Here is a 12,431-nt window from a genome sequence, read left to right as displayed (position 1 = left end):
GGGATGACAATCACTCCGCAGCACGATATGCGCTGAAGCTTCCCGATCGGCGACGAGCTCATGCCATGCGGCTTTTCCATTTCAGCGACGATGCCGGTATCGCGGCGTTCGAGCCACGCCCGGTTCGCGTCCCGTCAGACCGCGCGCCCGGCCGAGAATGGCTGAACGGTCCGCTCGTCTGGGCAATCGATGCCGATGATGATTTCCTATATCTCTTTCCGCGCGATTGTCCCCGCATCCTGCTCTGGGCGTCAGCCGATACGCCCGAGACTGAACGGCGGCACTGGCTCGGCGATTGGCGCGCTGCGGCTTTCATCGAGCGCCGGTGGCTGGAAAGGCTCGAAGCGGAGACGATCCACCGTTATGAGATGCCGCCCGAGGGCTTCGAGGGTCTGGATGATGCGGGCATGTGGGTGGCGCGCAGACGCATCATTCCCATAGAGAGGACCGCCATCTCGCGGCTCGACCAGGAGTTTGCGCCGCGCAGGGTGGAGCTTCGGGTCGTCGATAGCCTGCGGCCGTTGAAGAACCTCTGGGACACCAGCCTGCATGTCAGCGGCATCCGGCTGCGCAATGCCAGGGATTGGGAGTAGGCGCAGGAAACCAATCTTCCCGATGCAGGATATCCAGCCTCTCTTTTCATCCGGCAATTTTGCTCTAAAAACAATCCAGATTTTCTGGCCAGATTCTCTGGAGTAATATTCCATGTCCACCGAAGGTTCCACCGTCGACACGTTGACGATCGAAGAGGCTGCCGCCGAGCTCGAACGGCTGGCAAAGGAGATCGCGCATCACGATGCTCTCTACCACGGCAAGGACCGGCCGGAGATTTCGGATGCCGATTACGACGCGCTGAAGCGCCGCAACGATGCGCTGGAAATGCGGTTTCCCGAGCTGATTCGTGAGGACAGCCCGTCGCGGCATGTCGGTGCAGCGCCCTCCGTCACCTTCGCGCCTGTTGTTCATGCGCGGCCGATGCTGTCGCTCGACAACACCTTCTCGCAGGAGGACGTGCAGGATTTCGTCGCCGGCGTCTATCGCTTTCTCGGCCGGCTGCCGGACCAGTCGATCGCCTTTACTGCGGAACCGAAGATCGACGGCCTGTCGATGTCGATCCGTTACGAGAACGGCAGGCTGGTGACGGCCGCGACGCGCGGCGACGGCACGACGGGCGAGAACGTCACTGCCAACATCCGGACCATCGCCGAAATCCCCAACGAGCTGCCGAAAGGCGTGCCCGCCGTCGTGGAGATCCGCGGCGAAGTCTATATGGCCAAGAGCGACTTCCTGGCACTGAACCGGCAGATGGAGGCGGAGGGCAAGCAGACCTATGTCAATCCGCGCAACACCGCGGCCGGGTCGCTACGCCAGCTCGACGCCAAGGTGACGGCGAGCCGCAAGCTGAAATTCTTCGCTTATGCCTGGGGCGAGATGTCGGAGATGCCCGCCGATACACAGTTCGGTATGGTGCAGACCTTCAAGGACTGGGGTTTTCCGGTCAATCCGCTGATGAAACGGTTGAACTCGGTCGCCGACATCCTGACGCATTATGACGAGATCGGGCTCAAGCGCCCGGATCTCGACTACGACATCGATGGCGTCGTTTACAAGGTCGACAGTCTCGAACTGCAGGCCCGTCTTGGCTTCCGCTCGCGGAGCCCGCGCTGGGCGACGGCGCACAAGTTTCCTGCCGAACAGGCTTTCACGATCGTCGAGAACATCGACATCCAGGTTGGCCGCACTGGCGCGTTGACCCCGGTGGCGCGTTTGACGCCGATCACCGTCGGCGGCGTGGTCGTCACCAATGCGACGCTGCACAACGCGGATTACATCCAGGGCATCGGCAATAGCGGTGAACGCATCCGCGACGACGAGCACGATATCCGCATCGGCGATACCGTCATCGTGCAGCGCGCCGGCGACGTCATTCCGCAGGTACTCGACGTCGTCATGGAGAAACGCCCGGCCGAGGCCAAGCCCTATGAATTTCCGAAGACCTGCCCGGTCTGCGGTTCGCATGCGGTGCGTGAAAGACATGAGAAGACCGGCAAGCTCGATTCGGTCACCCGCTGCACCGGTGGTTTCATCTGCAGGGCGCAGGCGATGGAGCACCTGAAGCACTTCGTTTCGCGCAACGCCTTCGATATCGAAGGGCTCGGTTCGAAGCAGATCGACTTCTTCTTTGAAAACGAGGATCCGTCGCTGCAGATCCGCACCGCGCCCGATATCTTTACGCTGGAGGAACGGCAGCGGGATTCATTGACCAAGCTCGAGAATATCGACGGCTTCGGCAAGGTCAGCGTCGGCAAGCTCTATGGCGCGATCAACGAGCGGCGCAGCATAGCGCTCCATCGCTTTATCTACGCGCTCGGCATCCGTCATGTCGGCGAGACCACGGCGAAGCTGCTGGCGCGTTCCTACGGCACCTATGGGGCATTCGAGACGGCGATGCGGGAGGCCGAGACACTTTCCGGCGACGCCTGGAACGATCTCAACGCCATCGAGGGCATCGGCGAGGTGGTCGCGCGCGCCATCGTCGAATTCTACAAGGAGCCGCGCAACGTCGAGGTGATCACCCGACTGCTTGAGGAAGTGACGCCCGAGGAGGCCGAGCAACCGAAGACGGCAGGCAGTCCGGTTGCCGGCAAGACGGTGGTTTTCACCGGCTCGCTGGAAAAGTTTACCCGCGACGAGGCAAAGGCGAGGGCCGAAAGCCTCGGCGCCAAGGTGGCGGGATCGGTCTCGAAGAAGACCGACATCGTCGTCGCCGGCCCCGGCGCCGGCTCCAAGCTCGACAAGGCGCGCGAACTCGGCGTGCAGACGATGGACGAGGATGAATGGCTGGCGCTGATCAGCGGCTGAGGGGCTGACGGCAAGCCGCCAACCCGTTTGCTCATAGCCTGAGCCGCGCCATCGTATAGGCGTCGACATACTCGCCGGATCGAAAGCCGAAGGCCTTCAACAGGCCTTCCTGCTCGAAGCCGAATTTCCGATAGAGGCCGATGGCGACGTCGTTGTCGGTGTAGACGGTCAGTTCAAGCCGTTTGATATCGAGCCAGTCGTCGGCAGCGTCGATCATCGCGCCGAGCAGGATCCGCCCGAAGCCGCGGCCGGTGAAATCGTCATGCACGCCCATGCCGATGCTGGCGACGTGCTGCCTACGGCCGGAGAGGCGGTTGAGGCCACCATTGCCAACGATCTTGCCATCCAGGGTGATGACGAGGTTGAGCCGCCCGGCGACGGATTTTCCATGTGTTTGCGAACTTCTTCGACCCGCTGGTATGGCGGCCGCAAGGTGCCGGCCCGGTAGCCCGGCAGATTTAGGAGATCGGTGATCTCCTCCGCATCGGACAGGCGGACGGCGCGCACGAGGACGCCATCTGGCAGGCGCGCTCGGCCGCGAGGTTCATTCTCTTCGTTTTCGGACATTCATGCTCTCCATCGGTTTTACGAGGAGAGCCGGTTTCCGAAACCCTGCTCGCCTCGGCAGGGTTTTCGGGATGATCGGATCGCTGCTAACGCGCCATCGCTCCCGCGTACCCTTCGAGGGTCGTGGTGTGATGAATAAGCGCTGCCATGGTAAGGGAAACGATCATGGCAGCAAGTTTCGGTATGTGGGCTAAAAAGTCAACCTTGCGTCGTGTCGAATTTGCACGGCCGCAAGCGGGGCGGTATTCCTGTTCCCGAAGAAACGATTCGGGTTGCTGCATTGAAGACCATCGCAATTGACTTCGAGACGGCGAACGAACAGCGCGGCAGCGCCTGTTCCGTCGGCCTTGCCTGGATCGAGGACGACAGAGTGATGCGCGTCGAGGAGCGGCTGATCCGACCGCGGGACATGCGCTTCTCCGGGATGAACATCGCAATCCATGGCATCCGGCCGGAGCATGTCGAAGATGCGCCCGAGTTTCCCGAGGTGATGGACGAGTTCGAGGAAGATTTTCGCGGCGCGACGATGATCGCGCACAATGCCGCCTTCGATTTCAGCGTCTGGCGGGCGAGCCTCGATCTCTACCGGCAATCCTATCCGGATCTTACCTATCTCTGCAGCCTGAAGATGGCGCAGCGAATCTGGCCGCATTTCGTCTCGCACCGGCTGAACCTGATCGCCGAGCATCTCGGCCTGCGTTTCGTGCACCACAACGCCGCCGAGGATGCCGCGGTCTGCGCGGCGGCGGCGATCGAGATGGCGAAAGCGGTAAAGGCCAATGCCGTTCACGCGATACCGGCGCTGATCGGCATGCGGCCCGGCCGGCTGACGGCGCGGGCCTACGAGCCCTGCACCTGCCGGAAAGGCTGATCCCTTCCGCGAGCTCCATTTCTTGCAAAGCATGGGTGCATGCTTATCTAGAATGCGGTTATTCAGGGAGCCGCCATGTCCAGACTGCGCAATCTTCTCCTCGCCGCCTTCTCTTTCGCCGCCGTTTCCGCAGGTACTGCCTCGGCCGAAGTCGTCGGCAAGGTCGGGGTCGACTGGATCGGCAACGACATCATCGTCGAGGCGGTCTCCGACCCCGAGGTCAAGGGCATCACCTGCCACGTCACCTATTTCGACCGCAGCCTGATCGACCGGTTCAAGAACGGCAACTGGTTCGAGGACCCGTCGAACAATTCCATTGCCTGCCGGCAGACCGGGCCGATCGAGATCGGCAATATCGACCTGTCCAAGGATGGCAGCGAGGTGTTCCGCCAAGGCATGTCGCTGATCTGGAAGACACTGGTCGTCAACCGTATCTACGACAAGACGAACGACACGCTGATCTATCTCGCCCATTCGCGCGAACTGACCGACGGTTCGGCGAAGATGTCGATCTCGACCATTCCGCTCTATGGGCAGAACGTTGTCTGGAAGAATGGGAAGCCGCAGTGATCAGCGCGTCCTGAATGGGCGGAAATAAGCGCGGATATCTTCGGCCAGAAGCTCGGGCCGCTCCATGGCGGCAAAATGGCCTCCCTTCGGCATTTCGGTCCATCGCCTGACGTCATAGACGCGTTCGACCCAAGAGCGTGGCGGCTGGGGCAATTCCCTTGCGAAATGCGCCACGCCGAGTGGCGGCAGGACGCGTTCGTTCGCCTTGAAATGCATCGGCCGCTTTCGGCTTTCCTTGTAGAGCCTAAGCGACGAATCCAGGGTGCCGCTGAACCAATAGATCGAAATCTCGATCAAGAGGGCGTCGAGAGAGAACGTCGTCCTGATATTGCCGTCGCTCCACGCCTGAAATTTTTCGCTGATCCAGGCAGCGAGGCCAATGGGCGAATCCGTCAGCGCATAGGCAAGCGTCTGCGGCTTCGTTCCTTGCATGTGGGCGTAAGCGCCTTCGCTATCGGCCCATTGCGCGGCGCGTTCGAGAAAGGCCTGTTCCTCCGTCGAAATCGGTGCCTGTCCCGCGCCCAGCGGCGGCCGGTAGCTCCCCGGAATATAGTTCAGGTGCAGCGCTGTCGTATTCTGTGGAAACCGGTAGGCGAGCCAGCTCGAAACGGCCGCGCCGATATCGCCGCCTTGCAGGCAGAAGGTCTCGTATCCCAAACCCTGCATCAGTTTCAGCCACAGTCCCGATATTTCATAGGGGCCGATCCCGGCTGAGCCTGGCGCCTGCGAGAAGCCGTAGCCCGGAAGGGACGGCACGACGACATCGAATGCATCAGCAGGGTCGGCGCCATGTGCTGCAGGATCCGCCAGCATTGGGATAATCCCCTCCATTTCGAAGAAGGAGCCCGGCCAGCCGTGCGTGAGGATGAGTGGCAGTGGCGAGGGCCCGTTTCCTCTCTGGTGGACGAAATGAATCGACAGGTCATCGATCTCGGCAATGAACTGCGGAAGCGTGTTGAGGCGCGTCTCCTGCGCGCGCCAGTCGAAACGGTCTTTCCAATAGGCGAGGAGCTCCTTGAGAAAAGCGAGACTTGTTCCGTCTTCCCAGCTGTCGGCGTCGAGTGCTGTCGGCCATCGCGTCGAGCGCAGGCGCCGTTGCAGGTCGTCGACCCGTTCGTCGTCGATGTTTATCTTGTAGGTGCTGACACGCATGGAAGGCTCCTGACCGGGCACTTTGTCGGAGGGGGAGGTAGTCTCCGTCCGAGCAATTGGAAGGTGACGGCGTGTCCGTCTGCTTGCGGCACCTTGCGCTGCCGGTCCGTTAAATACAAAAAAACCGCCCGCAGCGATCGGCTGCAGGCGGCCTTCCGATCGAGGAGCGGTTGTTCTTATGCGGCCTGTGTCAGCTCGTCGGCAATAACCGTGTCGAGGTTCAAGAAGCAAACCATGGTCTTTTCGAGAGCGACGATGCCGCGGCAGAAGGCGCGCTGGGCTTCCGGGATGATTTCCGGCGGCGGCTGCAGGTCTTCACTCTTGATGGTCATCATGTCGGAAACCTGCTCGACCAGCAGGCCGACCAGCTTGCCGGCGATGTCGGTGACGATGATCGCCGAGCGCTCGGAGGGCTCGGTCATCTTCATGCCGAGGCGGCAGGCCATGTCGATGACAGGGATCACGGCACCGCGCAGATTGATGAGGCCCAGCACGTAGGGCGGGGTGTGCGGCATCGGCGTCACCGGCGCCCAGCCGCGAATTTCGCGGATAGCCATGATGTCGATGCAGAATTCCTGATCGCCTAGGTGGAACGAAACGATTTCGAGATAAGCGCCCGACTGCTTGATGGCGTTGTTGTTCATGGTCAGAATTCTTCCCAGTTGTCCCCGGCGGGAGAGGCGATGCAGAACCGCTGTTAAATATAGATGTGACGGCTTAAGTCTTTCCTAACGATATGTATTTTCCGATTATCCGTCGCTCTAAAGGCAAGCTATTCACAAACATGCCATTTTTGATCCGCGCAGATTCCTGACGTCGGATTTCGTTGCCGTTGCAGTTTCTATCGGTGAGACAATTAATCACCGGTCAGAAAACATATTCTTGAATTGCGCGCGTCCGGTCGAGGCTATAATCACGCGGGGCAAGGGCGGGCCGCGCGTTCTCCGCCCGGATCGAGGATCATGCCAATGAAGACATTCCGCATCGCCGTCTGGGTCGGTGTCCTGATACTTGCCGGGTTTCTTGGTGCCTACACGCTCAACCTGACGAAGTCGAGGGACATGGTGGCCGAACCGCCCTTCGGCGTGCCCTTCACTCTGGTCTCCCAAAGCGGGCAGCCGATCACCGAGCAGGCGTTGCGCGGTAAGCCGACGGCGCTGTTCTTCGGCTTTACCCATTGCCCGGAAGTCTGCCCGACGACACTTTTCGAGTTGAACGGATGGATGGAGAAGGTGGATCCGAAGGGCGACAAGCTACAGGCCTATTTCGTGACCGTCGATCCGGAGCGCGATACGCCTGAGATCATGAACGAATACGTCTCCAATGTTTCCAAGCGCATCATCGGCATTTCAGGCGCGCCTGACAAGATCGCCGACGTCATCAAGGGTTTCCGCGTCTACGCCAAGAAAGTACCGGTCGACGAGAAGGATCCGAACGGCGACTACACAATGGATCACACTGCCTCGGTCTTCCTTCTCGATTCGGTCGGGCGGTTTTCCGGAACGATCGCCTATGGCGAAAACCCGGACACGGCGGTAAAGAAGCTGGAGAATCTCGCCAGCAAGGGCTGACAGCTTCAGCGTGATGGGGCGTTGGCTCGACCTGCGGCGGGCAACGGAAACGGGAAAGACCGCCTATCGTGAGTGAAATCCGCCTTTACGTGACGACGACCGAAAGCAAGGCCGAGGAGATCCTCGACCTTCTGAGCGCGGTCTTCGGTGAAGAAGACTTTGCCATCGGCACCACCGAGATCGACGAGAAGAAGGATATCTGGGAAGCCTCGATCTACATGATGGCCGAGGACGAGGCTGAGGTGCATTCCCGCGTCAAGGACGCATTGAAGGCCTCTTTTCCCGATGCCCGGCTGGAGCGGGAAGTCATCCCCGAGATCGACTGGGTGGTGAAATCGCTAGAGGGGCTGAAGCCCGTCCGGGCAGGGCGCTTCCTGGTGCATGGCTCGCATGACCGCGACAAGATCCGCCCCGGCGACATCGCCATCGAGATCGATGCCGGCCAGGCCTTCGGCACCGGCCATCATGGCACGACGGCGGGCTGCCTCGAGGTGATCGATGCCGTGGTGCGCTCGCGTTCGGTCCGCAACGCGCTCGATCTCGGCACCGGCAGCGGTGTACTGGCGATTGCGGTGCGCAAGCTCAGGAACATACCGGTGCTGGCGACCGACATCGATCCGATCGCGACGAAGGTGGCGGCCGAGAACGTGCGCCGCAACGGCATCGCCTCGGGCATCGTCACCAGGACAGCGCCGGGCTTCCACTCGACGGCCTTTTCCGAGCACGGTCCCTTCGATCTCATCATCGCCAATATTCTCGCGCGGCCGCTGATCCGCATGGCACCGAAGCTTGCGACGCATCTTGCGCCTGGCGGATCGGTCATTCTCTCCGGCATCCTTGCCGGACAACGCTGGAAGGTGATTGCCGCCTATAATGGCGCGCGGCTTCGCCACGTCAGAACCATCTGGCGCAACGGCTGGGTGACCATCCACCTCGATCGGCCTTGATGAAGGCGAGGGTTGGGGAGGCGAATGCGGTGTCCCTCTTCTCCCCAGCGGGAAGAAGTGCCGGAGCGATAGCGAGGCGATGAGGGGTGAGCGGCGAAGCCGCGAATGCGCAGAGCGCAGCGAAGGGCAATGAATGGCCTGCCGCGTGGCCTCCTCGTCCGACCCTTCGGGCCACCCCCTCTCCGAGGGGAGAAGAGAGAGCAAGCTGCGACCGATCATTCCACAGGATAGCGTACCTCCCAAGCCTTGTTGAAGATAAGAAAAAGGCGGTGCCGATGGCACCGCCTTCGACCGGTCTATCCGGTCAATGCCCGCGAGCTCAAGGGGAGGAGGGCTCAAGCGGGCTCTACTGCATTCCAATAGGCCGGTCCGGGAGGGAGGAGACGGACTGGCTTTCAGGCTTAGAACGCGTAGCTGGGGGCGCCCTTGTGGCGCGTGGCCCGCTGGCCGGCGCCGAGCAGCTTGAGGCTGTCCTCGTTTTGCGGGCGGCGGGCGCCGATCACGTGACGCACGGTCTGGCGTTCGCCAGCCTGCACCGGGCTGCTATATGCGAAGCGCGAGAGAGAGGCGGTCATTTCAAGAATTCCTTTGTTATAGGTTCATCGCGAACCGTTCGATGACGCCTATATAGCTATTCTGAAATGCGGAGGCAGAGGGTCTCGCTCATGGGAGCCATGCGGCCAATGCATAAAGCGTGCCAAATTAACTTTTGGCGTCACAGTTCCGTCAAAATGTTGAGCGGTCCCAGGGCTTTCGACTCGCTTGGTCGCTTTTTCTCCCCATCAGTTGAAATTTCGCTAACATGGCCGGCATCCCATTAACCGGATTCGTCTCAATCATTCGGGTTTCCAGCATGTTCCAGTCTTTCGAAGTCACTTCCACGCCGCAATTCGGCAGGGATCGCGTATCGGCGCTGCGCGCCGGTTTCGATTCGCTCGGCATCGACGCCTTTCTCGTGCCGCGCGCCGACGAGTTCAACGGCGAATATGTTCCCGCATGTTCGGAGCGCTTGGCATGGCTGACGGGCTTTACCGGTTCGGCCGGTATTGCGCTCATCCTGCGCACGCAGGCGATCGTCTTCGTCGACGGGCGCTATGTGACTCAGCTTGCCGAACAGGTCGACGGTTCGGTCTTTTCGGGCGGCGACCTCGTCAACGAACCGCCGCACCTCTGGCTTGCCGCAAACGGCGGCAAGGGCCTGCGGCTAGGCATCGACCCATGGCTGCATGCGGGTGCAGAGGTGCGCCGTCTGGAAGAGGCGCTTTCGCAGATTGGCGGCACGCTGGTCTTCCTGCCGCACAATCCGCTCGACAGGCTTTGGAGCGACCGGCCAACCGAGCCGCTCGGCGCGGTCAGCATCCAGAACCTCGCGCAGGCCGGCATGCTGGCCAGGGACAAAATCGCGACGATCGCCACCGATCTTTCGAAGAAGAACCTTGCGGCGGTGCTGATCGCCGATCCCTCTTCGGTTGCCTGGGCCTTCAATATCCGCGGCGCCGACGTGCCGCACACGCCGCATCCGCTGGCGCGCGCCATCATTCATGCCGACGGCCGGGCAGAGCTCTTCCTCGACAAGCGCAAGACCGGCATCGAGCCGGAGGCCTATCTCGCGCAGATCTGCACACAATTGCCGCCGTCGGCGTTGGAGGAGAGGCTTGCCGCCGTTTCGCGAGATGGCGGCCGCGTGCTGATCGACCCTGATATCGCCGCCTATGCGCTGGCGGAGATCATCCGTAAGGCGGGCGGCGAAGTGGTGGAGGGCGCCGATCCCGCCAAGCTGCCGCGCGCGGTGAAGAACGACGTCGAGATCAACGGCTCGGCCGCCGCACATCTGCAGGACGGGGCGGCGATGGTGGAATTCCTCTGTTGGCTGTCGCAGACGAAGCCTGGCACGGTGAGCGAGATCGCTGCTGCCGAGCATCTCGAAGCGGCGCGTGCCCGCGTCGGCCAGAGCATGCAGAACCCTCTGAAGGACATTTCCTTCGACACGATTTCGGGCGCCGGCGAACATGCGGCGATCATGCATTACCGCGTGACGACCGAGACCAACCGGTTGATCGAGGCCGGCGAACTCTTCCTGATCGATTCGGGTGCGCAATATATCAACGGCACGACAGACATCACCCGCACCGTCGGCATAGGTACGGTATCGGAAGAGCATCGGCGCTTCTTCACGCTGGTGCTGAAGGGGATGATAGAGATCAGCACGGCACGTTTCCCGAAGGGCACGCGCGGCTGCGACCTCGATCCGCTGGCGCGCATCGCGCTGTGGCGGGCCGGCGCCGATTTCGCTCACGGCACAGGCCACGGCGTCGGCTCCTATCTCTCGGTGCACGAGGGGCCGCAGCGCATCTCCAGGCTTTCGACGCAGGAACTGCTGCCCGGCATGATCCTTTCGAACGAACCGGGTTATTATCGGCCCGGCAGTTTCGGCATCCGCATCGAGAACCTGATCTATGTGCGCGGGGCCGAGGAGATCGAGGGCGGCGACGCGCCGATGCTCGGATTCGAAACGCTGACTTTCTGCCCGATCGACCGCAGCCTTGTCATTCCCGAGCTTCTGACCCATGACGAACTGCACTGGTTCAACGACTATCATCGCCGCACATGCGAGGCGCTGATGCCGCTCATCCACGATCACGATGTCAGGGCGTGGCTCGAAAACGCGACGCTGCCGCTGGAATATTGAGAGAACGGCATTACGGCGTCGGCGACGCTGTAATGCCTTGAGTTTCTGCGCCGGCTTCGGGCCGGTGCTCAGGCGCCGATCGTGTGGCGCCAGGTCATCACGACGATCCAGGCGGCGACCAGCATCCATGTATGGGTGAAGCGCAAGCCGATGAATAGGGCGGCGATCAGCGCCAGCTTCGATTCCCAGCCGCCGATGAAGAAGGCGGGTGCGACGAGCGTCGTCAGCACGGCCGCCGGAACGGCATTCAGCGCCGCCTCCATGCGCGGGGGGATACTTTTCATTCGGGTGATGAGGATATAGCCGCCGATGCGGGTGGCGAAGGTGGCGGCGGCTGCGGCGAGGATAACGAGCGCCATGTGAAGATCGAATTCCATGGCTCAGACCTCGTGCACTTCGGATTGAAGGGCGTCGGCTTCGAGATCTTGCGGTTGCGGCGGCAGCGGCAACAGGGCGGCAAGCACGATGCCAACGGCGGCACCGAGGCTGACATGCCAGGGCGAGCCGACGTAGCGGTAGGCGAACACGGATGCCACCGCGCTGACGAGCGCCACGGCCAGGAAATTGTCTCGCTTGCGGAAACCGAGGACGATGCCGAGGAAATAAGCCGGCAACAGGATGTCGAGGCCGATGGCCTTGGGATCGCCGATGAAGCCGCCGAGCATGCCGCCGGCGATGCTGATCAGCACCCACGGAATGTAGATGATGATGGCGAAGCCGAAATACCAGGCGAAGGTGAGTTGCCGGCCGGCCTCGGCGCGCTTGACTGCTTCGGCGAATTGCGGATCGACGAGGAGAAAAAAAGTAAAGAATTTCTGCACCGGCGTGAAATGGCCGATGTAGCGCGCCAGCGCCGCCGAGTAGAGCACGTGGCGGAAATTCACGGCGAGGATCGACAGTACGATCAGCCAGGCGTGGACATTGTGACCGAAGAGTTCGATGCCGACCATCTGGCTGGCGCCGGCATAGACGGTGGCACTCATGAAGGCGGCTTCGGAAAGCGACATGCCATTTTCGACCGCCAGCGCTCCGAAGAGAGCGCCAAAGGGCGCCGATGCCAACGCAACGGCGGAGCCGCCCCGCAAACCTTCAACAAAGTCGGCGCGATTCATGCGATCTTGTCCAGTTGGAATTCAAGTTTTCCCTTATGGTCTACGGCTTGCGACGGCAATTGAATTTCCTTGATTGACCAATCGATTTTG

Annotated in this window: 12 protein-coding genes and 1 pseudogene; 7 read left to right on the top strand and 6 right to left on the bottom strand. The window is 61.5% G+C overall.

Features of this window, described 5'->3' with window-relative positions; translation table 11 throughout:
- The first annotated feature begins 65 nt into the window (after window positions 1-65).
- A complete protein-coding gene (locus N2A41_RS14135) occupies window positions 66-593 on the top strand; it encodes a DUF6886 family protein (RefSeq protein ID WP_170262262.1) in 528 nt (175 codons plus the stop codon).
- Between the two features lie 112 nt (window positions 594-705).
- On the top strand, window positions 706-2,862 hold the full coding sequence (gene ligA, locus N2A41_RS14130) for an NAD-dependent DNA ligase LigA (protein WP_260109070.1): 2,157 nt from the start codon (window positions 706-708) through the stop codon (window positions 2,860-2,862).
- 31 nt (window positions 2,863-2,893) lie between these two features.
- Here the strand turns inward: ligA and N2A41_RS14125 are convergent.
- Window positions 2,894-3,429: pseudogene (locus tag N2A41_RS14125) on the bottom strand (GNAT family N-acetyltransferase).
- A gap of 280 nt (window positions 3,430-3,709) precedes the next feature.
- Between N2A41_RS14125 and N2A41_RS14120 the strand changes: the two are divergent.
- A complete protein-coding gene (locus N2A41_RS14120) occupies window positions 3,710-4,300 on the top strand; it encodes a 3'-5' exonuclease (RefSeq protein ID WP_017965087.1) in 591 nt (196 codons plus the stop codon).
- Between the two features lie 75 nt (window positions 4,301-4,375).
- Window positions 4,376-4,870: a CreA family protein gene (locus N2A41_RS14115; protein ID WP_260109069.1), complete on the top strand. Its 495-nt coding sequence runs from the start codon at window positions 4,376-4,378 to the stop codon at window positions 4,868-4,870.
- Here N2A41_RS14115 and N2A41_RS14110 read toward each other — a convergent pair whose 3' ends face one another.
- Both N2A41_RS14110 and N2A41_RS14105 read right to left on the bottom strand, forming a co-directional pair.
- Entirely contained in the window at window positions 4,871-6,022 is a 1,152-nt protein-coding gene (locus tag N2A41_RS14110; RefSeq protein WP_260109068.1) for an epoxide hydrolase family protein, read from the bottom strand.
- Between the two features lie 176 nt (window positions 6,023-6,198).
- Window positions 6,199-6,666, bottom strand: coding sequence for a chemotaxis protein CheW (locus N2A41_RS14105; protein WP_017965084.1), 468 nt, complete (start codon window positions 6,664-6,666; stop codon window positions 6,199-6,201).
- Between the two features lie 324 nt (window positions 6,667-6,990).
- Here N2A41_RS14105 and N2A41_RS14100 point away from each other — a divergent pair, with 324 nt between their 5' ends.
- Both N2A41_RS14100 and N2A41_RS14095 read left to right on the top strand, forming a co-directional pair.
- Window positions 6,991-7,593, top strand: a complete 603-nt coding sequence (locus tag N2A41_RS14100) for an SCO family protein (RefSeq protein WP_260109067.1) — start codon at window positions 6,991-6,993, stop codon at window positions 7,591-7,593.
- Between the two features lie 68 nt (window positions 7,594-7,661).
- The gene (locus N2A41_RS14095) at window positions 7,662-8,540 is read left to right on the top strand and encodes a 50S ribosomal protein L11 methyltransferase (RefSeq protein WP_260109066.1); all 879 of its coding nucleotides are present in this window, start codon (window positions 7,662-7,664) and stop codon (window positions 8,538-8,540) included.
- Window positions 8,541-8,941: 401 nt separating this feature from the next.
- On the opposite strand, the gene N2A41_RS14090 is transcribed toward N2A41_RS14095, so the two are convergent.
- Window positions 8,942-9,115 carry a hypothetical protein gene (locus tag N2A41_RS14090; RefSeq protein WP_003541368.1) on the bottom strand — a complete coding sequence of 58 codons (174 nt, stop codon included), beginning with the start codon at window positions 9,113-9,115 and terminating at the stop codon, window positions 8,942-8,944.
- A gap of 278 nt (window positions 9,116-9,393) precedes the next feature.
- Here N2A41_RS14090 and N2A41_RS14085 point away from each other — a divergent pair, with 278 nt between their 5' ends.
- The gene (locus tag N2A41_RS14085) at window positions 9,394-11,229 is read left to right on the top strand and encodes an aminopeptidase P family protein (RefSeq protein ID WP_260109065.1); all 1,836 of its coding nucleotides are present in this window, start codon (window positions 9,394-9,396) and stop codon (window positions 11,227-11,229) included.
- A gap of 68 nt (window positions 11,230-11,297) precedes the next feature.
- Here the strand turns inward: N2A41_RS14085 and N2A41_RS14080 are convergent, their stop codons facing one another.
- Window positions 11,298-11,606 carry an AzlD family protein gene (locus N2A41_RS14080; RefSeq protein ID WP_017965080.1) on the bottom strand — a complete coding sequence of 103 codons (309 nt, stop codon included), beginning with the start codon at window positions 11,604-11,606 and terminating at the stop codon, window positions 11,298-11,300.
- Window positions 11,607-11,609: 3 nt separating this feature from the next.
- Entirely contained in the window at window positions 11,610-12,341 is a 732-nt protein-coding gene (locus N2A41_RS14075) for an AzlC family ABC transporter permease (protein ID WP_260109064.1), read from the bottom strand.
- Between the last annotated feature and the right edge of the window lie 90 nt (window positions 12,342-12,431).

Source organism: Rhizobium sp. SRDI969 (genome assembly GCF_025152725.1).
Lineage (GTDB): Bacteria > Pseudomonadota > Alphaproteobacteria > Rhizobiales > Rhizobiaceae > Rhizobium > Rhizobium leguminosarum_I.
The sequence above is the reverse complement of the archived record's forward strand: the minus strand, read 5'-3'. Positions and strand labels throughout refer to the sequence as shown.